Origin of the sequence: Streptomyces sp. WG7 (genome assembly GCF_049975785.1) — a bacterium.
GTDB lineage: Bacteria > Actinomycetota > Actinomycetes > Streptomycetales > Streptomycetaceae > Streptomyces.
Genome location: NZ_JBNGGE010000005.1, coordinates 258,765 through 281,337, shown reverse-complemented (window position 1 = coordinate 281,337; position 22,573 = coordinate 258,765). Strand labels below are relative to the sequence as shown.

General features: G+C 69.9%; 17 protein-coding genes and 1 pseudogene. 9 read left to right on the top strand and 9 right to left on the bottom strand.

Annotation, left to right across the window (positions count from 1 at the left end; all coding sequences use genetic code 11):
* The first annotated feature begins 128 nt into the window (after window positions 1-128).
* Together ACP4J0_RS08565 and ACP4J0_RS08560 are read left to right on the top strand one after the other, a co-directional pair.
* Window positions 129-6,500: an RHS repeat-associated core domain-containing protein gene (locus tag ACP4J0_RS08565; protein WP_426598021.1), complete on the top strand. Its 6,372-nt coding sequence runs from the start codon at window positions 129-131 to the stop codon at window positions 6,498-6,500.
* Window positions 6,501-6,513: 13 nt separating this feature from the next.
* Window positions 6,514-7,011, top strand: a complete 498-nt coding sequence (locus ACP4J0_RS08560; protein ID WP_426598006.1) for a hypothetical protein — start codon at window positions 6,514-6,516, stop codon at window positions 7,009-7,011.
* Window positions 7,012-7,499: 488 nt separating this feature from the next.
* Here ACP4J0_RS08560 and ACP4J0_RS08555 read toward each other — a convergent pair.
* The 3 genes and pseudogenes from ACP4J0_RS08555 to ACP4J0_RS08545 all read right to left on the bottom strand — a co-directional run.
* Window positions 7,500-7,640: pseudogene (locus ACP4J0_RS08555) on the bottom strand (IS481 family transposase); the annotation flags it as partial.
* 156 nt (window positions 7,641-7,796) lie between these two features.
* The gene (locus ACP4J0_RS08550) at window positions 7,797-8,315 is read right to left on the bottom strand and encodes a transglycosylase SLT domain-containing protein (protein WP_426598005.1); all 519 of its coding nucleotides are present in this window, start codon (window positions 8,313-8,315) and stop codon (window positions 7,797-7,799) included.
* 612 nt (window positions 8,316-8,927) lie between these two features.
* Entirely contained in the window at window positions 8,928-9,416 is a 489-nt protein-coding gene (locus ACP4J0_RS08545) for an ATP-binding protein (protein WP_426598004.1), read from the bottom strand.
* Between the two features lie 144 nt (window positions 9,417-9,560).
* Between ACP4J0_RS08545 and ACP4J0_RS08540 the strand changes: the two genes are divergently transcribed.
* Window positions 9,561-10,430: a helix-turn-helix domain-containing protein gene (locus ACP4J0_RS08540; RefSeq protein ID WP_426598003.1), complete on the top strand. Its 870-nt coding sequence runs from the start codon at window positions 9,561-9,563 to the stop codon at window positions 10,428-10,430.
* A complete protein-coding gene (locus ACP4J0_RS08535; protein WP_426598002.1) occupies window positions 10,427-10,624 on the top strand; it encodes a DUF397 domain-containing protein in 198 nt (65 codons plus the stop codon). Before ACP4J0_RS08540 ends, ACP4J0_RS08535 begins: the two co-directional genes overlap by 4 nt.
* A gap of 62 nt (window positions 10,625-10,686) precedes the next feature.
* Here the strand turns inward: ACP4J0_RS08535 and ACP4J0_RS08530 are convergent, their stop codons facing one another.
* Window positions 10,687-11,037 (bottom strand): 3'-5' exonuclease, encoded by a 351-nt coding sequence (locus ACP4J0_RS08530; RefSeq protein ID WP_426598001.1) that lies wholly within the window; start codon window positions 11,035-11,037, stop codon window positions 10,687-10,689.
* Between the two features lie 21 nt (window positions 11,038-11,058).
* Entirely contained in the window at window positions 11,059-11,583 is a 525-nt protein-coding gene (locus ACP4J0_RS08525) for a DUF6584 family protein (RefSeq protein WP_426598000.1), read from the bottom strand.
* 294 nt (window positions 11,584-11,877) lie between these two features.
* On the opposite strand from ACP4J0_RS08525, the gene ACP4J0_RS08520 reads away from it, so the two are divergent.
* Window positions 11,878-12,240 (top strand): hypothetical protein, encoded by a 363-nt coding sequence (locus ACP4J0_RS08520; RefSeq protein WP_426597999.1) that lies wholly within the window; start codon window positions 11,878-11,880, stop codon window positions 12,238-12,240.
* 269 nt (window positions 12,241-12,509) lie between these two features.
* Window positions 12,510-13,532, top strand: a complete 1,023-nt coding sequence (locus tag ACP4J0_RS08515; protein WP_426597998.1) for a LacI family DNA-binding transcriptional regulator — start codon at window positions 12,510-12,512, stop codon at window positions 13,530-13,532.
* 175 nt (window positions 13,533-13,707) lie between these two features.
* Here the strand turns inward: ACP4J0_RS08515 and ACP4J0_RS08510 are convergent, their stop codons facing one another.
* Window positions 13,708-16,482 carry a glycosyl hydrolase gene (locus ACP4J0_RS08510; protein WP_426597997.1) on the bottom strand — a complete coding sequence of 925 codons (2,775 nt, stop codon included), beginning with the start codon at window positions 16,480-16,482 and terminating at the stop codon, window positions 13,708-13,710.
* Window positions 16,483-17,034: 552 nt separating this feature from the next.
* Between ACP4J0_RS08510 and ACP4J0_RS08505 the strand changes: the two genes are divergently transcribed.
* Both ACP4J0_RS08505 and ACP4J0_RS08500 read left to right on the top strand, forming a co-directional pair.
* The gene (locus ACP4J0_RS08505; protein ID WP_426597996.1) at window positions 17,035-17,760 is read left to right on the top strand and encodes an SDR family NAD(P)-dependent oxidoreductase; all 726 of its coding nucleotides are present in this window, start codon (window positions 17,035-17,037) and stop codon (window positions 17,758-17,760) included.
* A 72-nt stretch (window positions 17,761-17,832) separates the two neighbouring features.
* Window positions 17,833-18,381 (top strand): four-carbon acid sugar kinase family protein, encoded by a 549-nt coding sequence (locus ACP4J0_RS08500; protein WP_426598020.1) that lies wholly within the window; start codon window positions 17,833-17,835, stop codon window positions 18,379-18,381.
* Here the strand turns inward: ACP4J0_RS08500 and ACP4J0_RS08495 are convergent.
* The 3 genes from ACP4J0_RS08495 to ACP4J0_RS08485 all read right to left on the bottom strand — a co-directional run bounded on the left by ACP4J0_RS08495 (window position 18,364) and on the right by ACP4J0_RS08485 (window position 21,264).
* Complete coding sequence (locus ACP4J0_RS08495; RefSeq protein ID WP_426597995.1) at window positions 18,364-18,684, bottom strand: sulfurtransferase TusA family protein; 321 nt, start codon at window positions 18,682-18,684, stop codon at window positions 18,364-18,366. The two genes, ACP4J0_RS08500 and ACP4J0_RS08495, sit on opposite strands and share 18 nt — an antisense overlap.
* Entirely contained in the window at window positions 18,681-19,364 is a 684-nt protein-coding gene (locus ACP4J0_RS08490; protein WP_426597994.1) for a carbonic anhydrase, read from the bottom strand. Before ACP4J0_RS08490 ends, ACP4J0_RS08495 begins: the two co-directional genes overlap by 4 nt.
* A 397-nt stretch (window positions 19,365-19,761) precedes the next feature.
* Window positions 19,762-21,264, bottom strand: coding sequence for a SulP family inorganic anion transporter (locus ACP4J0_RS08485; RefSeq protein ID WP_426597993.1), 1,503 nt, complete (start codon window positions 21,262-21,264; stop codon window positions 19,762-19,764).
* A 407-nt stretch (window positions 21,265-21,671) separates the two neighbouring features.
* Between ACP4J0_RS08485 and ACP4J0_RS08480 the strand changes: the two genes are divergently transcribed.
* Entirely contained in the window at window positions 21,672-22,070 is a 399-nt protein-coding gene (locus ACP4J0_RS08480) for a MerR family transcriptional regulator (RefSeq protein ID WP_426597992.1), read from the top strand.
* Window positions 22,071-22,573: the final 503 nt, after the last annotated feature.

The following is a 22,573-nucleotide window of genomic DNA, read 5'->3' as shown; positions in this document are numbered from 1 at the left end:
CCCGGGCCCGCTCCTTCGGAGCGGGCCCGGATCACCCACGAGGACTCATATCACCCATGTGTCGAACATCCAGATCGCGACTGCATACGGCAGTCCGGCGAAGAGTGGCACTGTTCCTGGCCGCCACCATGGTGGGCACGGCGCTGCAGGCCACCGTGGCGACGGCGGCCCCGGTCGCCGGACGTGACCTGCCCGGTCTTCCCCCGGCAGAGAAGTCGGTCAAGGGCAAGGACGTCCGCACCGGCGAGGCCCGGGCCGTCTCCAAGGGGCCCAGGACACCGCAGAGGCGTCCGGAGGCCACCTGGCCCGAAGAGGGCGCCGCGATCGTCAGCGTGACCGGTTCAGGTCGCGAGTCCGGCTCGGCATCGCGGACAGCCGCCACCGCGGGAAAGCCGACCGCGCGGTCCGCGCGCGGTGATACGGCTCAGGACGGAGTCGACGTTCAGGTCCTGGGCCGTTCCGCGTCCGAGCGTGCCGGTGTGGAAGGCGTGCTCGTCACCCTTGAGGCGGCCGGTGACCCGGCCGACCGGCCCGGTACCGTCGCTACTTCCCTCGATTACTCCTCCTTCGCCGAGGCGTACGGCGGCGGTTACGGTTCCCGGCTCACACTGGTCGAGCTGCCTACGTGCGTCCTCGACGAGCCCGGCAAGACCGAGTGCCGCACCGAGACGCCGGTGGAGACGGTCAACGACGCCGAGCGGCAGACCCTGACCGCGGCCGAGGTGTCCCTGCGCTCCTCGGGGCCGACGGTCCTCGCGGCCGTCGCCGCCGCCGAGGAGACCGCGGGCAAGGGCGACTACACCGCCACGAAGCTGTCCTCGTCCGCGACCTGGGACACCGACCTCAACACCGGCGACTTCACGTGGTCGTACGACATACCGGTGCCCGACGTGCCCGGCGGACTGACTCCCGACCTCGGCCTGTCGTACAACTCCGGCCGTATCGACGGCCAGACCGGCACCACCAACAACCAGTCCTCCTGGGCCGGCGACGGCTTCGACCTGTGGTCCGGCTTCATCGAGCGCCGCTACAAACCGTGCTACGACGACGGCGTCAAGGACGCCGACGGCAACAAACCGGGTGATCTGTGCTGGGGCTACGACAACGCCTTCATCACCTTCAACGGCAAGGGCGGTGAACTCGTCCCCGCCGGTGACGACGAGTTCAAGTTCAAGCAGGACGACGGCAGCCGCGTCAAGCGGCTGCGCGCCACCGACCGGGGCAACGGCGACAACGACGGCGAGTACTGGCGCCTGACCGACCCGAACGGCGTCCGCTACTACTTCGGTTACAACCGTCTGCCCGGCTGGGCGGACGGCAAGGAGACCACCGACTCCACTTGGACTGTCCCGGTCTTCGGTGACGACACCGGCGAGCCCTGCCACGAGACGGCCTTCGCCGGCTCCTGGTGCCAGCAGGCATGGCGCTGGAACCTCGACTACGTTGTCGACCCTCACGGCAACGCGGTCGCCTACTACTACGACCAGGAGAAGAACTCCTACGGCCGCAACCTCAAGGCCAAGGACAACACCCGCTATGTGCGCGGCGGTTCCCTGGACCGCATCGAGTACGGCCTGAAGTCCGACTCCGTGTACGGCACCGAACCGCTCGCCACGGTCGACTTCACGACCTCCGAGCGCTGCCTGCCGGACAGCAGGACCGACTGCTCGGACATCGGCAAGGACGCCTTCTACTGGTACGACACCCCCTGGGACCTCAACTGCGAGGTGGGCAAGGACTGCGACCAGGGCCGGCTGTCTCCGGTGTTCTTCACCCGTAAGCGGCTTACCGGCATCACCACCACGGTCCTCAAGGGCGACACCCCCACCAAGGTCGACTCCTGGGCGCTCACCCACCGCTGGGGCCAGGCGGACGTCGACTACCAGCTGCTGCTGGACTCCGTCCAGCACACCGGCCACTCCGCGACACCGGCGATCACCCTGCCGAAGACCACCTTCGCCTACACCCAGTTGGCCAACCGCCTCGACAGGGTTGGTGACGGCTACGCCCCGTTCATCAAGGAGCGGCTGTCCACCGTTGTCGACGAGTACGGCGGCCAAACCGAAATCAACTACTCGGGTCCCGCCTGTTCCTGGGACGCACTGCCGACACCGGAGAAGAACACCACCCGCTGTTACCCGCAGTTCGTCGGCGGCGACTCAAACGACGCGCCGGAGCGGCAGTGGTTCAACAAGTACGTCGTGACCTCGACGACCATGACCGATCGCACGGGCGGCGCTCCTGACGGCGTGACGACGTACGAGTACCTGGACGGCGCCGCCTGGCACTACGACGATGACGACGGGCTGACCAGGCAGAAGCACAAGACGTGGTCACAGTGGCGCGGCTACGGCCACGTCCGCGTGAAGTCCGGCGGCCAGGGTGGCGCCTCCGCGCTGAAGTCACAGCAGGACACCTACTTCCTGCGCGGCATGGACGGCGACCGCGAGTCAGCCTCGGGCGGCACCAAAAAGGTTTCCATCTCCCTTGGCAGCGGTGAGGGCGACCCGATTACCGACCACGCGTCGGCGGCAGGCTTCGCCTACAAGACCGTCACCTACTCGGGCGTCGGCGGAAAGGTCCTGTCGAAGACCGTCAGCCGGCCGTGGCACCATGAGACGGCCAAGAAGGTCCGCGACTGGGGCACCGTCACCGCCGATCTCACCGGCACCGCCCACACCGCGTCCTGGACGTCCCTGGACGGCGGCACCGGCGCCAAGTGGGCGACCACGGCGACCGAGTCGGTGCTCGACACCGTGGCCGGCCGCGTTACCCAGGTCCACGACCTCGGTGACACGACCACGACAGCCGACGACCGCTGCACCCGCATCACCTACGTGCCGGGCGACCACCTCACGCTCCGGTCACGGGAGGAGACCGTTGTCGGCGCCTGCTCCCGGACCCCGGACCGGGCCAAGGACGTCATCTCCGACGTCCGTACCGCCTACGACGGCGGAGAGTACGGCGACGCCGCGACCAAGGGCGACGCCACTGCGTCCGCGACGCTCAAGAGCCACGACGGCACCAAGGCCACCTACCTGGAGTCCAAGGCGACCTTCGACTCCTACGGCCGCCGGCTGACCACCACCGATCTGACCGCGGACGTCACGGTGACCGGCGCAGGCCAATTCGTCCGCACGGCCCGCAAGGACGGCCGTACGACCACCACCGCCTACAGCCCCGCCAGCGGTTTCCCCACCGAACTCACCGAGACGACCCCGCCCGCGAAGCCCGGTTCCGCGTCGACGGCCCAGTCCACGGTGACCGAGTTCGAGCCGCTGCGCGGCCGGCCGTCGGCGCAGATCGACCCCAACGGCAAGCGCGCCGAGTTCACCTACGACGCGCTCGGCCGGTCGAGCAGGATCTGGCTGCCCGACCGGCGCACCAGCCAGACCCCCAGCTACGAGTTCACCTACTTCACCGACGAGGGCAAGCCGGTCGCGATCCGCACCCGGACCCTCGACAACAACGGCGGACAGCGTGCCTCGTACGTCATCTACGACGGTTTCCTGCGTGAGCGCCAGACGCAGGAGCCGGGCCCGGACGGCGGCCGCATCCTCACGGACGTCTTCTACGACGAGCGCGGTCTGGCGGCGAAGACGTTCGCGCCGTATTACAACGACGAGTCCGCCCCGAACCGCATCCTGTTCGAGCCGGCTGACGCCTTCGCTGTGGAGACTCAGAGCTGGAACACCTACGACGGGCTCGGCCGGGAGACCGAGACCCGGGACGTCGCCGGCAACGGGGACGGCGGCACCGTCCTCGGCATCACCAGGACGATCTACGGCGGTGACCGCACCACGGTGATCCCGCCGGAGGGCGGAACCGCCACCACCGCGATAGCCGACCCCCGCGGCCTTGTCACGGAGTTGCGTCAGCACCACGCCCGCAACGCTGACGCCGCCTACGACACCACCACGTACGACTACACGGCCAGGGGCCAACTGGAGAAGGTCACCGACCCGGCCGGCAACACCTGGAGCTACGGATACGACCAGCGCGGCCGTGAGACACGGACCGACGACCCCGACCGCGGCACCACGGTCCGCACCTACGACGACCGCGGTCTGCTCACCACCACGAAGGACTCCCGCGACACCGTCCTCGCACACGTCTACGACGGCCTCGACCGTCAGATCGAGCTGCGCGAGGAGTCCGTCACCGGCACCCCGCGGATGAAGTGGACGTACGACACCGTCAGCGGAGCCAAGGGCCTCCTCGCCGAGGCCACGCGGTACGTCGACGGCGCCGAGTACACCACCAAGGTCACCCAGTACGACCGGCTCTATCGGCCGGCGAGGACCGAGGTGGTCGTGCCCGAGCGGGAGGGCGGCCTCGCCGGCACTTACCAGACAGGCACCTCCTACCTGCCCTCGGGTCTGATCAGGGGCGTGAGCTACTCCGCGGCCGGCGCGCTGCCGGGCGGCGGCTACTCCTACACGTACGAGCCGGAGACCCTTCGGCCCGTCTCGCTCCTGGGCGATGGCTTCACATCGGAGACCAACTACTCCAAGACCGGCAAGCCGCTGCAGTACAAGATGTACGGCACCGCCGCCGGGGCCAAGCCGGTTCAGGTCACCAACACCTACGAGTGGGGCACCCAGCGGCTCGCCACCTCACGGGTGGACCGGCAGGACGTGAACGGCGTCGACCGGTACAACTCCTACCGCTACGACGAGACGGGCAACATCCTGTCCGTCTCGGACACCTCCCGCTCCGGCACCGACACCCAGTGCTTCGCCTACGACTACCTGCAGCGGCTGACAGGGGCATGGACACAGGGCGACAAGACCTGCGCCGACGCTCCGTCCGGTGCGACCGTCGGCGGCCCGGCACCGTACTGGCAGTCCTACACCTACGACAAGACCGGTAACCGTCTCACCGAGACCCTGCACGACCTCTCGGGAGACAGCGGCAAGGACACCGAGCGGACCTACGCCTACCCGACGCCGGGCAGCGCCCACCCGCACGGTCTGACGTCGGTCACCACACGCCGCCCCGACGGCACCACCGCCAAGGAGTCCTACGGCTACGACGCGACCGGCAACACCACGACCCGCGGTGACCAGAAGCTGGAGTGGGACGCCGAGGGTCACCTGGCCAAGGTCACGGAGGCCGGCAAGGTCACCGAGTACCTCTACGGCACCGACGGCAACCGACTGATCAGCCGCACCGGCTCGACGACCACGCTGTACCTCGGTCACACCGAGCTCACCCTCGCCAAGGGGGCCGACAAGCCGAAGGCGATCCGCCACACCCCGCTCGGCGGAGGCCACCAGGCCGTCAAGTCCGACGACGGGAGCATCACCTTCACGCTCGCCGACCACCAGGGCACCGGACAGCTTGCCGTCGACGCCGCCACCCAGAGGCTGACCCAGCGCCGCACCCTTCCCTTCGGGGGCGTCCGGGGCACGGCACCGACGGCCTGGGCCGGCGGCAAGGGCTTCGTCGGCGGAACCGACGACACGTCCGACACCGGGCTGACCCATCTCGGCGCCCGTGAGTACGACCCCACGACGGGCCGCTTCCTCAGCGTCGACCCCGTGATGGACCTCACGGATCCGCAGCAGCTCAACGGCTACGCGTACACCGAGAACTCGCCGGTCACTTTCAGCGACAGCAACGGCCAGTGGAAGTGGTGGGACAACACCGTCAAGAAAGTCAAGCAGATAGGGGCCGGTGCCAAGAACGGCGTCGTCGACGGCTACTACGACCTCGCCGAGGGCGTCTACACGGTCACCGACCGCTTCGGCTGGACGAACGGCAACGCCCAGAAGATCAAGAACGACCGCGCGGGCAAGGGGCTCATCAGCGTCTACAAGACCCTCCGGGGGCCGGACCAGTCCGGTGCCTGGTACAAGGTCGCGTACTGGGTCGCCAAGTTCCTCACCCCCTTCATCCCGGGCGCCGCCGGCGTCGGCACGGGTGCCAAGGCGGCGTCGAACAGCGGGACGATCACCAAGTTCGTCAAGGGCGCACTCGGAAGGCTCTTTGCCGGGGCCACCAAGAAGACGGAACCGAAAGTGGCGCCGAGGGCCGTCCCGGTACCGCGCGTCAGCACGCGGGGCATCGGCGGCAAGAGCAATCCGGCGCTGGAGATCCACCAGGCACCATCGGGCTGGTCCCACGCCGGGCAGATGGAGGAGGCTTCCTCCAAGGTCGTCGATTTCGCCATCAAGAACTACTCGAAGAGGAAGGCGGCGAAGACGTACGTAGGCGGCTACAACATCGAGACAGGGGACATCGCTCTTGCCCAGTCCGGCGGCTGCAAGCCCGGGCCCAGCTACTGCGCCGAGGGCAATGTCGTGCACGCGCTCGGCGGCGACCCGACGAAGGTGCGCTTCACTGTCGCGTACACCGTGAGCGTCAAAGACGGTGTCCGCGTAGCCGAGGTGAAGCCTGTGTGCAGGCAGTGCCAAGTGGACTACGTTTCTCCGTTCCAGTTCGTATCGGACGTCGTGCCGGAAGAGGGCGGTGTCTGGTGGCACCAGTTCTTCTGATGAGGTGGACGTCATGAACGTCATGGAGTTGGAGCTGGGCCTCTACGACTGGTCCACGCTGCCGTGCCGCAGGTGCGGATCTGCGGAACATGTCCCGGAAGAACTGCTGCGGATGGCCCGTGCCCGGACGTCGGAGGAAGCCAGACCCAGAAACATCGAGTTCCACGTCCTCCAGGAGAGCTGGGCGACGGAGACCGTAGTGCCGGTGGCCCGGGTCCTGATGGCTGGTCTAACGGATGGGAGCATCTCTCCGTTTGCTCGTCGTCACTTCCTGGAACTGCTTTGGTCGTTCGTCATCGTGGACGACGAGGACCTTGCCGAAGCATGCCTGGAAGCTGTTCGGGCCGGAGTCTGGTCCTTGTACGAGGAGGTGCTCTCGGGCCGGTCCTTGGACAGCGCCCTCTTCGCCTACTGGCTCCTGAAGGAAGTGGAGACCACGCCGCACCGGGTGGAGCGGCTGCTTCACGTCGCACGCCACCTGTTGCCGGAGAACCTCTACGAGGACGACTAGCCGGCCAGCCGCTGAAGGAACGGGCAGGAATCACACCGAAGAGGCGGGGTCCTGCCCGTTCTGTCGCCCGTCTCCCCCACGAGGTCCGGGACATCTCGCACGACGGGCTCCGAACCCATGCCCATGGGCACGACCGGCACACCTGCTGAGGTAGACATGAGCGACACCCCGCCGGGGACCCGGTCGAGGAGATCCCCCCGCTGCTGTTGCGCATGGTCCCCGAATCCGCCGACTCCATCGCCGAGATGTTCCGCCGGCCCGCGGAAGCGGCCGTCCTGACCGAGGACACGGCCGTGACGCTGTACGAACTGCTGGCCGGATGCTTCACCATGTCTCCGTCGCAGCGCCGCGTACAGCAGCGTGAGCGTCTGCGCGACAGGAGCAAGCGCCTGCGCCAGCCGAGTTGCCGCATGAACGATTCAGGTCACCGCGCCGGCTGGTCTCTCCCGGGACATCTGACGGTTCCAAGAAGGGGTGGTGCGCATCCCCGTGCGGTTGAAGCGTTCGGCCTTGTCATCGGTCTGCGGGCGGTAGGCGCGGGTCGGTCTGCCGTTCTGGCCGAGCTCGGCCAGAGCATCGCGCCGGGCCCAGCTCTTGCGGCAGGGCCAGGCGTTGTCGGTCAGCACCCGCAACCCCGCCCGGCCTGAGGTGCCCCGCACGGGATGCGACGCGAGCGGGGCCGGAGGACGTGTCGTCCCTCCGGCCCCGCCGTGCTGCCTGGGCCCCGCCGGCCTCCGCGCGGGACCGGTTGTCCCGGGGGCTCAGGCGGTCGGTGGGTCCGCCGGTCAGTAGGCGGAGTCGACGTTGTCCATGGAGCCGTACTTGTCGGCCGCGTAGTTGCAGGCGGCGACGATGTTGGCGACCGGGTCGGTGATGGAGTCCTTCGTGCCCTTGACGTGATAGGCGTCGAAGGTGGGCTGGATGGTCTGGAGCAGGCCCTTCGAGGGGATGCCGTTCTGGGCGTTGACGTCCCAGTTGTTCTGCGCGTTCGAGTTGCCGGACGACTCGCGCATGATGTTGCGGTGCACGCCCTCGTAGGTGCCCGGGATGTTCTTGGCGTGCATGACGTCCAGGGCGGTGCGGATCCAGCCGTCGAGGTCGTCGCCGTGCTTCTTCTCGCCGGCCTTGACGATGGCCTCGATCTTGTCGGTCTGAACCTGGGTCTGCGCGGTGGAGGCCTTGGCCGGCTCGGCGGCGTGCGCCGGGCTCGGGACGAGGGTGAGGCTGACGGCGGCGGCGCCCGCGGCGGCGAGGGAGGCCACGGCGGACTTGCGGATGTGGGGGCGGCGCATGAGGGCGTGCATGGGTGTACCTCTCCATTCGGGAACGTGATGGGGAGGCCGACGGGGGGTCGGCGACGCGGTGTCCGCGTGGGACGCGTCTTCGCGTCATCAGGGCCGGTGTCTGGATCCCGGACGGGCTTTCCCCGTCCCGGTCCGGCGCTCGGCTCCCCGGTACGCCGAACACACTGCGGAACGTTCCGGCGCCGCGACAAGTGTGTGACCTACTACGCCGCATCGCAGACCGGCCGCGTGACCGCCCGGACGGCTGGCGACCACGGGGGCAAGCGGCCGTCGAGCGTCTACTAACCCCGGCCCCGTGTGACGTGAGCCCTGTGCGCGCCCTCACAGAGCCGCTCACCCGGCGGTCGGTTCTCGTCACCCTGCGGAGGCAGGTGTCTCACGCAACGGAACGGCACGGTCACCTGGCGGAGTCGCGAGGCAGGCCGACGTTCCGGTATCAGGCGAGGTGGTGCACGGGGACGCGCCTCGGCGAGCCCACACGCCCAGGTCCGTGAGCAGGTCGTTCAGCACCGTTTCCTCCTCGACCCGGACACCGCGCTCGGCGAGAGCGACGGCGAGGGCCGGGTTCCACAGGGGGTCGTCCCGCCCGACCCTTCCACCGCGGTCCCGAGCTCACACGGGAGTTGCGCGCACGCACTCCGCCCAGACCGTCTTGCCCGGACCTCCCGGCCGTCGGTGCCAGCCCCAGCGGGTGGCGAGACCCGCGACCAGCAGCAGCCCTCGGCCGCTGGTGTCCTCCGGGTCGGGGGCGGGCAGCGCGTCCGGTTCGGGTGGTGTGCGTTCCGTACGGGTGTCGGTGACCTCGATCCTGACCGTGCGGGCGTGTTCGCTCGCGTGCAGGAGCAGATGGAAGTCCCGGCTGGGGACGTGACCGTGCCGTACCGCGTTGGCGGTCAGCTCACCGACGACCAGCACGATCTCCTCGTGCGGGCCGGTGCCGTAGGGGATTCCCCAGGCGTCCAACCGGTGTGCGGCCAGCCGGCGGGCGAGGCGGGCGCCCCGTGGGGTGGAGGTGAAACGCATCTCGAATGTGCGGTTCCAGTCGCCGCTGAGACAGTCGGGTTCGGAGGCGCTGATGGGGCTGGGGAGTTGGCTCGTCATGCCGACAACGGTGTCTTCGGTCGCGTAGCGTGACCAGCGGTGACGCACCGACGCGGCCCGTTGTACGCGTTGGGGCGGTACGGGTACGAGACGCGCGGCGTGACGAGGCCGCCGGGGCGGCGTTGGGTCAGGGAGGCGGTAGCGATGACCGAGGTTGCACGCGAAGGGGCCGACGCCGTGGTGGCGGACGACGCGGGCCAGGCGACGGCGGACACGTCCGGCCAGGCCGTGGTCGTCGCGTTCGGGCAGACGATGAAGACGCTGCGGGTACGGGCGGGGCTGGAGCGGGAGGAGTTCGGGCGGCGGATCGGGTATTCGGCGTCCACGGTCGCGTCGTACGAGCAGGGGCGGCGGATCCCCTCACCCAGGACGATCGAGCGTGCCGACGAGGTTCTGGACGCGGGCGGGTTGCTGACGGTGTGGAAGGAGCAGGTGGAGCGGGCTCAGTATCCGGTGTTCTTCCAGGGGATGGCGACGCTGGAGAAGGAGGCCCTTGAGCTGCTTGCGTACGACACCCACGTTCTCAACGGTCTGCTGCAGACGGAGGAGTACACGAGGGCCGTACTCGACATGCGGCGCCCGGTCTTGGACCAGGAGACCGTCGAGCAACGGGTGGCGGCCCGGTTGGCCCGGCAGGACATCTTCAACCGGTGGCCCGCGCCTCTGCTGAGCTTCGTACTCGAAGAAGCGGCACTGCGGCACCCTTGGGGAGGCAAGGCCGTGCATCGGGGTCAGTTGGAACATCTGCTCCTGATCGGTGAAAAGCAGAATGTCGAGCTGCAAGTCATGCCAACAGAGCGCGAGTACAACGCCGGGGTAGACGGCGCGTTCACGGTGATCACACGCAAGGACGGAACGAGGTTCGTCTACACCGAAGTTCAAGGAACCAGCGCCCTTCAAACCGAGCCGGAGCAGACGACTCTCGCCGCCGCCCGCTATGGGATCATCCGATCGCAGGCTCTCCCATCCCGAGAGTCGTTCGACTTCGTGGAAAGGTTGCTGAGATCGCTATGAGAAGCTCTGAGTCCTCAGCCGTAGCCTCCGGCCTCGCTTGGTTCAAGAGCAGCTACAGCGGAGCCGAGGGTGGCCAGTGCGTCGAGGTCGCGGCCGATACGGGAGTCGTACACATCCGGGACTCCAAGGCCATGGCCGGACCCGTCATCCGTGTGTCACGTGAAGCGTGGGCCGGGTTCGTCGGAGAGGCCTGACGGTCGTGCGTCAACCGTGAGCCCTGCCGCCCGATCAAGGACGGCAGGGCTCTCGCACACCCCTACCTGGGCAGGTAAGGACTCTGCCTGTCGTACCAGCTGATCCGCAGGGTGTCGCGGGCGCGAGTGGCCGCGGCTAACAGCAGTGACCGCGCCTTCAGTTCCTCGCGGGCGAGGCGCCGGGGGTCCGTGTCGCGGTAGCGCTGGACGACGGACGCGCGGGGGACGACGCCGTCGCGGGCACCGACGATGGCGAGCCTCTGGTATTCGAGCCCCTTGAAGCGGTGCATGGTGCCGACGTGGATGTCGCCGTCTCCCTTCACACCCTCCTTCGTGAGCTCGGCGACGGTCAGCTCGGCCTCGGTCGCCAGGTAGTACAGACCTGATCGACGGCCTCGCGGTCGGCGACGCACACCGCGACCCGGTGACCTGAGTCAGCCGAAGAGAGCAACGACCCCGTTCACCCAGATCGCAAGGAACGCAAGCGCCCCCACCAGGCAGCCGACGCCCGCCAGCACACCGCTGAACGACCACGGCTCGGAGGACCCCTCGTACCTTTCCAGGCCGTCCCGGTAGGAGGCGGGGTCGTCCCAGTCGACGGGGTGCCCCAGCTCCTCGGCGCAGGCGGTCCGCACCGCGGCCAGCTGCCCCTCCGCGAAGGCGGTGGCAGCCATCGTCTCGGGGCCGCGCCAGGCAAGGGCTTTCATCCGCCACCCGGGAGACTCGTACCGCGCTTCGAAGGCGGCGGTCTCGCCGGCATCGCGGTCCTCTTCGAGGTACATCCAGCGTCCGGCCTCGGCGGCGTCGCCGTAGAGCCGGTACACCTCGGCCAGACGCCGGCGGAGCGTCAGGTCGTACGGGAAGGACGAGACCAGACCGCGCAAGCGCTGGCGCGCGATGGGGACCCGGCCGGCAGCCAGATCCGCATCGACTCGGGCAAGGGTCTCTCTCAGGGGCATGGACGCATGATCGGGGGCCGCACTGCTCTTCGTCGACCTGGTTTTGTTGCTCGGCGTCGTCCGCGACGGGCCGCAGGTGGGCTGCTTCCGTCATCTTGAGGACGCTGACGCCGGAGAGAGGGCAGCGGGGCGGGAGGGAGTACCGCTGGAAGAGCCGCAGCGCCCGGTCAGCCGGTGGCAGCCAGTTGCTCCCTGCCTCGGAAGGCTGGCATCTAGCGGTCACGGACCATCACCGCCGACGGTGCGCGAAGCAGTATGAGGTGGTCCAATTCCCTCACTTACAAGGGGTTTCACATGCGCATACCGTTCGCGGCCAAGGCCGCTGTGGCCGCCGCACTGGCTGCCGCATCCCTGACCGTCGCCGCTCCGGCCCACGCCGGTCAGCAGGCGGCGCTCACCGAGGTCCAGTGCACCACTGACAAGGATCAGCTGAAGTTCACCAAGTTCATGGGGTGGAGCCGCTGTTTCAAGGGCGTGGGCGACCTCGACGTGGAGCCGACGTTCAACACTGAAGCGAGCTGGGTCAGCACCGGCAACCACTCGGGCTGGTTCAGCTACGAGCCCACTCCGGGTGACGTGAAGGTGCAGCACTTCGGCAAGTACCAGTCCCTGTCGGGACAGTTCTACCCGCTCCGCCACATCCACGTGGACGGCTGAGCGGGGCTGATCCTTCAGGGATGACCCGCCAGAGGTAGCCCGTCGGCTCGTCCTCGTCGCCGCCCCGGACGGCGGCGACGAGGACGACTCTCCGCCCGCTTCACCGCACCGCGACTCCTTCCGGCCGCAGCCCACCGGGGACACCCTCGTGCGCGCCGCCATGGAAGCGCTCTCAGCACGCAATCGCCTGCGTCTATCGTGGGACACACGGATTCATGGCAGAACAGTCGCCAGATCCATCGCAGACGCACACAAAAGGAGCGCCCACCGTGTCGGAGCAGACCGTGAGGCCTCGTCCCACGCTGGAAGCCGTCGCCGCGCGCGCCGGCGTCTCCCGTGCGACGGCCTCCCGGGTCGTCAACGGAGGCGCGGGAGTGCGGCCCGCGCTGGCCGACAGGGTGCGCCGGGCGGTCGAGGAACTGGACTACGTGCCCAACCACGCGGCCCGCACCCTGGTCACCCGGCGTACCGGCGCTGTCGCCGTGATCATCGCGGAGCCCGAGTTCCGGGTGTTCGCCGATCCCTTCTTCAAGCAGCACGTACGGGGGATCAGCCGGGAACTGACCGCGCACGACGCGCAGTTGGTGCTGCTGTGGGCAGAGGGCCCCGAGGACCACGAGCGGATCGCACGCTATCTGGGGGGCGGGCACGTCGACGGCGCGCTCGCCTTCTCCCTCCACGACGACCGGCTGCCGTCCCTGATCGCCCGGACCGGAGTGCCGGCGGTGCTCGGGGGCCGACCGGCGGGGAGCGAACACCTCGGCATTCCGCTGGTGGACTGCGACAACCGCGGCGGTGCCCGGGACGCGGTGCGTCATCTCGTCGGCCTGGGCCGCAGGCACGTCGCGCACATCACGGGCCCCCGCGACCAGACCTCGGCGATGGACCGGATCGACGGTTACCGCGATGTCCTGGTCGACGCCGATCCGCTGCTGCTGTGCGAGGGCGATTTCACCGAGGAGAGCGGCGCCCGCGCGATGGGCGAGCTGCTGGACCGGCGTCCCGGGATCGACGCGGTCTTCGCCTCCAACGACTCGATGGCTCTGGGCGCGCTGCGCACGCTGCGCGAGCGGGGGGTGCGGGTGCCCGAGGACGTCGCGGTGGTCGGCTTCGACGACATGGCCTCCGTGGTCCGGGCCGCGGAGCCGGCGCTCACCACGGTCCGCCAGGACATCGAGGGCATGGGCCGGATCATGGTCAAGCTGCTGATGCGTCTGCTCGACGCGCCCGGCGAGGAGGTGCCCGCTTCCGTGATCACCCGGACGACGCTGGTCCGTCGGGCCTCGGCCTGACGAGCGGCGCCCGGCGCTGACGGACGCTCCGGCCAGGGCTGCCGGGCCGGTGCCGGCGGCCGGAGCGTGCGCGTCACCGCCCTCGGCGCACGAGGCAGGAGCGGACGGCAAACGGCGGGCGCGGGGCCGGAACCCCGCGCCCGCCGCCGTCACCTGCCGGAGGCCGCCGCGTGCGTCACTCGTAGGGAATGACCACCACGGACGTGTCACCGCCGGTGCGCAGCAGCGCGCTCCCGTTGCCGATGGCGCTCCAGACCTCCAGCCGTACCGTTCCCCCGCTCAGGTTTCCGAGGGTGCCTGTCGCGGCCTTCAGGCCACGGGTCTGGTTGTACTCCTCCCAGCCCGTGACGGGATCGGTGGCGAAGTACCGGTACGTCTCGGTCCGGTCGAAGGTGCCGTCGCCGGTGAGGTCGTAGCTGATACGCGCCTGCTGGCCGAGGCCGACGGTGGTACGGGCGTCCACCGGGAGGCGGAACGTGGTGGACGCGCCCGGCTTGAGGGTGGCGTTGACGCCCTTGGCCTCGTAGACGAGCGGCTTGTTCGGGGTGCCGTCGTGGTTGCGTCCCTCGGCCGACGGGATGGTGTCGCTGACGGGCGTGCCGCCGGTGGCCGTGGTGAGGGCGCCGCCGGAGCGCAGCTGGAAGGTGTTGCCGGTGGGCGGCTCGGGGTCCGGGCCGCCGGGGTCGGTGCCGGTCCCGGTCGCGGTGGAACGCGCGGGCACGGTGAGCGTCTTGCCGTCGGAGAAGGTGACCGTGCGGGCCGTGGAACCGTGGTTGTGGGCGGCGTAGGTGCGGGCGCCGTTCTTGCTGAACACCGCGGACGTGGGCAGGTCGCCGGTCACCGAGGGGTCGGGGGCGCCGAGCGCGTCCAGGGTGGTGATCCAGTGGTAGGTGTGCGCCTTGGACTCGCCCTGCTCCGGGGTGTATCCGGCGTGACCGGCGTCCCACTTCGCCTTCGCGCCGGCCGGGTCGGCCAGCGACTGGAACTCCCAGAGGATGTCGCGCCATTCGACGGCGGGACCGCCGTTCTCGCGCTCCATCTCCGCGATGTTGCGCCGGATCGCGTCCTTGTGCCCGGCCAGGTGCGGGGAGCCGCCCGCGGTCACGGGCAGGACGTTGATGCCGTGGATCTCCTCCGGGTTGGCGGTCCACCAGGTGGAGTACGCACCGCCGCTGCCCCACACCATGCCGACCGTGTCGTGGGTGAAGGAGCCGGGGAAGACCTGCTGGTCGGCGTCGAACCAGTACTGGGCGATCGCCTCGCCCTCGGTGGCGAGCAGGTAGCTGCCGAGGTCGCGCAGCTCGGTGTTGCCGGTGGCCGAGCCCCACAGGACCAGCGCCGCGCTGAGGTTGGTGGACTCCGAGGAGGACTCCTGGTTGTTGCCGGCGGCGAAGCCCTGGTGGCCGGAGGCCCAGCTGTGCCCGGCGTAGACGTCGAAGCCGCGCAGGAACGGGAAGGCGCTGTCGGTGCGGCTCGGGTTGGCGGTGTCGCGGATCAGGGCCTTGACCATGCCGCCCCAGGCGGAGTCCGCGGCCCAGGAGGCGTCGTACTGGGCGACGATCGCGGCGGCGTACACGTAGTAGCCGTAGTGGAAGTGGTGGTCGTTGAGCTCGGCGTCGCTGCCGTAGGAGGCGGGGTAGCCGGTGAGGGTCTTCCAGTCCCTGTCGTACGAGAACTCGCTCGCCCCGCCCGCGGTGAACCACTCCTGCAGACGGCCCTTGAGCAGGCCGACGAGCTTGTCGCGGACCGCGGTCTCACCGATCTGGTCGGCGAGCGGCACCAGTTGGGCGAGCTTGCCCAGCGCCTTGCCGGTCCAGTAGGTGTCCGTGGCCCCGGAGAACGGGTCGGAGGAGTTCGCGACCTCGGACAGGTGGGTGCGCAGCCGGGACGTGTCGACCGCGCTGGTCCTCGGCAGCGCGGGCAGGACCGGGGCGGCCTTCTGACGGGTGGTGAAGGAGGCGCTCTCCCGGACCTTCATGGTGCCGCGGGGGGAGACGTAGGTGTACGGGGTGAGGGCGTCGGTGGTGTTCAGCCACTGGTGGCGGTAGAGGGCCTGGAGGGTGCCGCGTTCGGTGCCTTCCTTGGCCTCGGTGGTGAGCTTGTAGGTGGCCCCGACCGTGCCGCCGGAGGTGCTCCAGTCGACCTGCGATCCGGTAACGAAGCTGAAGGCGTACGTGCGGAAGGTCGCGAGCGCGTCGGTGGAGGGCAGTACGGCGAGGGAGAAGTAGTCCTTGCCGCCGAGGCCGGCGGTGATCGTGGTGCCGGAGATGTTCCAGTCGCTGCCGGTCGGTGCGAAGAGGGCGTAGTGGTGTCCGCCGACCGTGATGCCGAGGGTGTTGCCCTGGTCGGAGAAGACGGTCGGCGTGGCCGCGGTGGTGATCTGGGCGTTGCCGCCGGAGCCCTGGGCGTAGACGAAGGGCATGCCGTGGCCGATGGTGGTCCGCAGGGTGCGGGCGCCGTCGGACCAGTACGGGGTGACCGTCCAGTCCGACCAGGCGTCGGCCTTGGTGTCGGGCGAGTTGAGCCCGCTCAGGCCGAGGGTGAGGTCGCGCTTGTGCGCGTACTCGTACTGGCGGCCCTCGCCCACGACGGCGGGGCTGGTCGGGTAGCCGACCTCCAGTCCGCCGGAGACGGCCTGGTACGTGAGCGGGTGGCCGTACATGGGCGTGGAGTACGGGTTGTCGCCGTAGCGCTGGAAGGCGAGGGAGGACCACCAGTCGTTGGTGGGTACGGGTCTGCCCTTGGCGGCCTGCGTGACCTTCGGGGTGACCGGCGCGCCGGTGTTGGTCGTGGGGCCGGTCGTGCCCGCCGGCCGGGTGTCGGAGTAACTCCCGGCTCCTACGGGGACGGTGGCGGCCGCGGCCGGGGACGCGGCCGGGCCGAGGCCCACGGCCGCCAGGGCGGCGGCCAGGACCACCGCGGCGGCCGGCCGTGATCGGGGAGTTGGCATGGGGGCACCTCGTGTTGTCGAAGGGGGACGGGCTCGTCAACGGAGGCCGCGGCAGCCGGGGGTGGAGTGCCCCGGGGTGGCGGCGGAACCGTTGCGGGGAGAGTGGGGGGGAGCCGGACTGAGAGCGCTCTCAGGTGCCCGGAAAAGTAAGACTTCTGAAATCGGTTGTCAATACATCGCGCAAGGCGAGGCAGTTGTGACGGCGAACGAGAGACTTCCCCGAGCGTCGGGGTCGTCATCCTTTCAATTCTTGGCGGGACGAACGTGGTGCACGCACACTCCTGCCACACCCTGAGAGCGCTCCTGTCCGCTCGCCCGCTGTCCCTCGCCGCTCCGGGAGGACGTGCCGGCTGCGCCGGTCCCTCCGGCGGGAGCGGTCTGCCGGCCCGGTGCACCACGCGCCGGTAGTGGCCGGTCTCCAGGGGAGGGAGAAAGCCGCGGTACTACGATCAGAAGAAGCTCGACGGCAAGGTCGGGCATCGGCTGGTCGGTGAGCCGGACCCGGGTCCGGCCGGCGCCAGGGCATGCAGGTCCACTCTTGGAGGACGAACTGTGTCGACCATTGCGATCGTGGGGGCCGGGCCGCAACTCGGGTACGCCATCGGTGCGAAGTTCGCCGAGAAGGGTGGCTTCGACGTGGCGCTCGTGGCGCGACGTGAATCGCAACTCGCGGCCATGGTCGACCGGTTCCGGAACGCGGGAGTGTCGGCTGCCGCCTTCGCGGCCGACGTCACTGATCGCCCGAGTCTCGGAAAGGCGCTGGCGGCCGCAGAGGAGCACTTCGGATCCATCGACGTCCTGGAGTACTCACCTGCCCCGACGCTGTCGGACCTGGCGGACCGGCCGCTCGTCTCCGCGGTCGATCTCACCGTCGAGGCGGTTCTGCCCGAGCTCGAGACCAACTTCTTCGGCGCGGTCGCCGCTGTTCGCCATGTGCTTCCCGGCATGATCGACCGCGGTGCCGGCACCATCATCGGTACGAGCGGTGCCGGATCGGGCCCGATGGTCGTCCCGCAGGTCGCCAACGCGAACGTCGCGAACGCCGCCATGCGCAACTGGCTCCTCGCGCTGAACGAGTCCGTCGCCGATCAAGGAGTGCACGTCGCGCATGTCGCTCTGGGCGCGCAGATCGGCAGTGGCCGGCCGAACTCGGAGCCGGACGTGATCGCCGACCTCTACTGGAAGGCCCACGTCGAGCGCGACGCCGCCGAGGTCTTCCACTACGACCTGCCCGAGGAGTTCGAGTTCCAGCTCGCCGACAAGTTCCGGGCCGACTGACTCCGGTTCGGGAGGGGAGCACGTCGCGGCACTCGGTGCTGGCGGCGTGGACGTCGTGCTGGTCCTCGCCGGCTGCGGCTCGCTGCCCGGACGCGTCGCGACCGGCGGAGCTCCGGGAAGGCCGCGGAGGTCGCCGATGCGCTCCGCGAGGACGGGGCCGTCGCCGACTCCGTCACCGCCCAGCGCTGGCTGTGTGCCAAGGGGGCGGCACAGATCAACCAGGGGCACCTGTTCGTCGACGACCAGCCGCTGTCCGACTCGCCGCTGCGCCACCACCCGCTCAACCCGATGACGGACTCCGCCCTGGTGCGGCTGCTGTCCGCGCAGACCCGCCACCCGGTGTGCCTGATCGACCGGGCCACCGTGCGCCGCGGTGTCGAAGCCGTGCGCGACGCGGTCGTTGCGCACCGGCAGGCTGGTGTCCGGCACATCGTCGCCGACGCCCTCACCGACGACGACCTGGCCGTACTCGGTGCCGCCACGCTCGGACTGCCGGTGGTCGCCGGTGCCGCGGGCCTCGCCGAGGGCGAACGGCTTTCGGCCACGGGGCGGCCGTGGCGAAGCCGCGCGCTGCATCGGTGCCTCTGCCGCCGGGAGAACCTCTCACCGACCTTGGAGTAGATCCGGCCCCGGCCGTGCCGGGTGCCACGGTGCGTCCGGGCGGGTGAGGCGGGCGCCGGCGGTGAGCCGCAGGGCGTACACCGGCCGTTCGCCGGGGACGGGGCCGAGGTAGGTGTGGCCGGTCATGTGGCACCAGGCGGGCAGGTCGAGCGGTGCGGCGGGGTCGGTGGCGACGACGTGGACGACGGTGCCGGGCGGCGCGCCGTCGACCTGCTTGCGCAGGCGGAGCAGGAGGGTGACGCAGAGCAGGCCGGTGCCGTCGACGGTCAGGTCGGCCTCGGGAAGCGGTGGCGCGGGCGTCATCGGCTGTTCGAGGCGGGGGCGGTCGCGAAGGCTGTGGCCGGGCCCTGCGGCACGTCCAGGCCGCGCGAGGTGACCAGCCGTACGCTGCCCTCGGCCAGGCGGTAGGACAGGCCGACGACTGCCGTACGCCCGGAGGCGACCTGGTCCGCGAGTTCCCGTGAGCGGTCCAGGACGAGGTCGACGGTGTGGCGGACGTGCGTGTCGATGAAGCCGTCGTTCTCGCTCACGCCGGCGGCCCGGGCGGCCAGCACGCTGGGGGTCACCCGCTCGATCACGTCCCGTACGTAACCGGGCGCGGTGGTGCCGTTCTCCACGGCCGCGCGGGCGGCCGCGATGGCGCCGCAGGCGTCGTGGCCGAGGACCACGACCAGGGGGCAGCCCAGCACGCTCACTCCGTACTCGATGCTGCCGAGGACCTCTGATCCCACGGCGTGCCCGGCCGTCCGGACGACGAACAGGTCTCCCAGCCCCTGGTCGAAGATGATCTCGGCGGCCAGCCGGGAGTCGGAGCATCCGAGCAGTACGGCGTACGGGTGCTGGGCGGACGCCGTGTCGGCGCGGCGACCGGCGTCCTGGTTGGGGTGCCGGGGCGTGCCGTCGGTGAAGCGCTGGTTGCCTGCCAGGAGCAGGTCGAGGGCTTCGCGCGGAGTGGCGGGGGTTCCAGGGGTGACGTCGTTCATGGGCCGCAGGTTACGACCGTGTCCCGCTCACCGGCGTAGCAGGGGGGTGGACGGCATGTCGGCGCGTTCGGGTGAGGGTGGTGAGAGTGGGAACGCCGGGAGGCACGGCCACCGGGCGCGCAGCACCGAGCGGAGACGGAGCCGGTGATCCCGGAGACGCCGGACCAGGCATCCGGACCAGGCGTCCGGACCAGGCATCCGGACCATGGCCGCGGTACCGGACACGGGCGGGTCCCCCAACGTCCGCCACCGAAGGCGCGACGCACGACGCCGGCCTTCTGACGCACCGCCCGCCCCGCGCTTGGTCACGCGGCGGGCGGGCGGACCTGCACTTCACCGGGCGGCGGGAGGCCGGTCCTGCGCTCCGCCAGGCGGTGCGGGCCGCCGGGCTCGACGGTCAGTGACCGCCCGTGAGCTGACCCGCGAGCCGCCCGTGCATGTCGGCGCTGGGCTCGTTGAGACCGGTGATGGTGACCTTCTTGCCGCGCTGGGCGTACTTCGTCTCGATGGCGTCCAGGGCCGCGACCGACGAGGCGTCCCAGATGTGGGTGCCGGACAGGTCGATGACGACGTCGTCGGGGTCGTCCTTGTAGTCGAACTGGTAGACGAGGTCGTTGGAGGAGGCGAAGAAGAGTTCGCCGGTGACCGAGTAGACGACCTGCTTGCCGTCGGGGTCGACGACGCCGGACACGTTGGCCAGGTGGGCGACCCGCTTGGCGAAGATGATCATCGCGGCGACGGAGCCGACGACGACGCCGATGGCCAGGTTCTCGGTGGCGACCACGACGATCACGGTGGCCACCATGACGACGGTCTCGCCCAGCGGCATGCGCTTGAGGGTCTTGGGCTGGATGGAGTGCCAGTCGAAGGTGCCGACCGACACCATGACCATGACGGCGACGAGTGCGGCCATGGGGATGTCGGAGACGACCGGGCCGAAGACGATGCACAGCACCATCAGGAAGGAGCCGGCCAGGAAGGTGGACAGGCGGGTACGGGCCCCGGACACCTTCACGTTGATCATCGTCTGGCCGATCATGGCGCAGCCGCCCATGCCCCCGAAGAACCCGGTGACGATGTTGGCGATGCCCTGGCCGACGGACTCCCGGGTCTTGTTGGAGCGCGTGTCGGTGATGTCGTCCACGAGCTTGGCCGTCATCAGGGACTCCATCAGGCCCACCAGCGCCATGGCGAGGGCGTAGGGCGCGATGGTGGTCAGGGTGTCCATGGTGAAGGGGACGTCCGGCAGCCCCGGAACGGGCAGGGAGGACGGCAGCTCGCCCTTGTCACCCACCGTGGGGACCGCGATGCCGGCCGCGACGGTGATCACGGTGAGCACGACGATGGAGACCAGCGGCGCCGGGACCACCTTGGTGACCTTCGGGAAGAACACCATGAGGGCCAGGCCGCCGATGAGGAGCGGGTAGACCGCCCAGGGGACGTCGTGCATCTCCGGCACCTGGGCCATGAAGATCATGACGGCCAGGGCGTTGACGAAGCCGACCATGACCGAGCGGGGCACGAACCGCATCAGCTTGGCCACCCCGAGCGCGCCGAGGATCACCTGGAAGACACCGGCCAGGATGACGGCGGCGACCAGGTAGCCCAGCCCGTACTCCTGGTTCAGGGGGGCGATGACCAGGGCGACCGCGCCGGTGGCGGCGGAGATCATCGCCTTGCGGCCGCCGACGACCGAGATGACGACCGCCATGGTGAAGGAGGCGAAGAGTCCGATGCTGGGGTCGACTCCGGCGATGATCGAGAAGGAGATCGCCTCGGGGATGAGCGCGAGGGCCACGACCAGGCCGGCCAGCACCTCGGTGCGCAGGAGCTTCGGGGAGGCAAGCCAGTCGGGCTTGGACATGCGGAACCTGGGAGCTGCGGACAGCGGTGAGGACATGCAACCGTTCCTGTTCGGGCGCAGGCGTCCGTTGCCGCTGGACACACGCGCAGGGTGTACGTGATTCCACGAAGGTGCGGAATCCCCCCGGCAGCCCGGCCGCCTCGGCGGGGGCTTGCCGGACGGGGCGGCAACCCTCTGGTCGCCGGTCGGGCATCATTGCCTGGAAGTCTTCGGTGCCGTCACAGGCTCCGTCGGGGCCCGCACTGCGGCGATCGTGCCCCTACCGTGCAGGGAGCGGCGGAGGCGAGCACGTCCGCAACTCTACCCTGACGTAAAGGGAGAGTGCGAGTTGCGGCTTGTGAAGCGCAGGTAAACAGCACATGGGGTCCTGTGACTGTTCTCACCTGGACTGGCGCACTTGACGGTTTCGAATCAGGCGGACGACAGAGGGAGATGGCTCAGCGATGGCGGAACACCGGCAGATGCAGATCGGCGAGGTGGCCGAGCGGACCGGTTTGTCGTTGCGCACCATCCGTCATTACGAAGAAGTCGGCCTGGTTATTCCCTCGGCCCGCAGCAAGGGCGGCTTCCGGCTGTACACGGCGGCGGACGTCGACCGGCTGATGGTGATCCGCCGCATGAAGCCGCTCGACTTCTCCCTGGAGGAGATGCGCGACCTGCTGGACATCACCGACCGGCTCGCCGCGTCCGACGACGCCCCCACCGGCGAGGAGCGGGAGCGGCTGCGGGAGCGGCTGGATTCCTACCGGGAGGTGGCCGACGCACGCTGCGAGACGCTCCGCGCCCGCCTGGCGATGGCCGAGGACTTCGCCGCCACGCTCCGGCAGCGGCTCGAACACTGAGCCCGGTCCGGCGGCAGACTCCCCGGCCGTGGCGGACACCAGCGAGGTGCCCGCGCCGTCGAGCGTGGGCACGGTTTGCACGGTTCCCCCCACACACACACCCGGACCTGACGCCGAGACGACCTCGGCCCGCACCGGCCGGCGGGCCGAACGAGGGGCCCACGCGGCCTGCCTACCCGGGGAGTCGGGCAGGCCGACCAGCGACCGGCGCCCGGATGCGCCTCCCGGTGAGCCCCACCCCGTTCGCCTGTTCCGCGGGCGCGGGCGGACCTCGGTCCGTCCGCCCCCGGTCGCGCAGAAGCGGAACCGGTCCCCGCGCGGCCCCCTCACGCCCTCGAACCGCCACGTCGTCGCCGCACGTCCGCCGCGGCCGGTCCGGCGGTCCGGCGGTCCGAATCTCCCCTGACGCCCACCCGGGCGCGCGGACGCAGAGACGGCTCTGGCCGAAATCAGCCCTTCGACCGCCGGACGCGCCGGCCCGCGTGGGCACGCCGCCCGCTCCG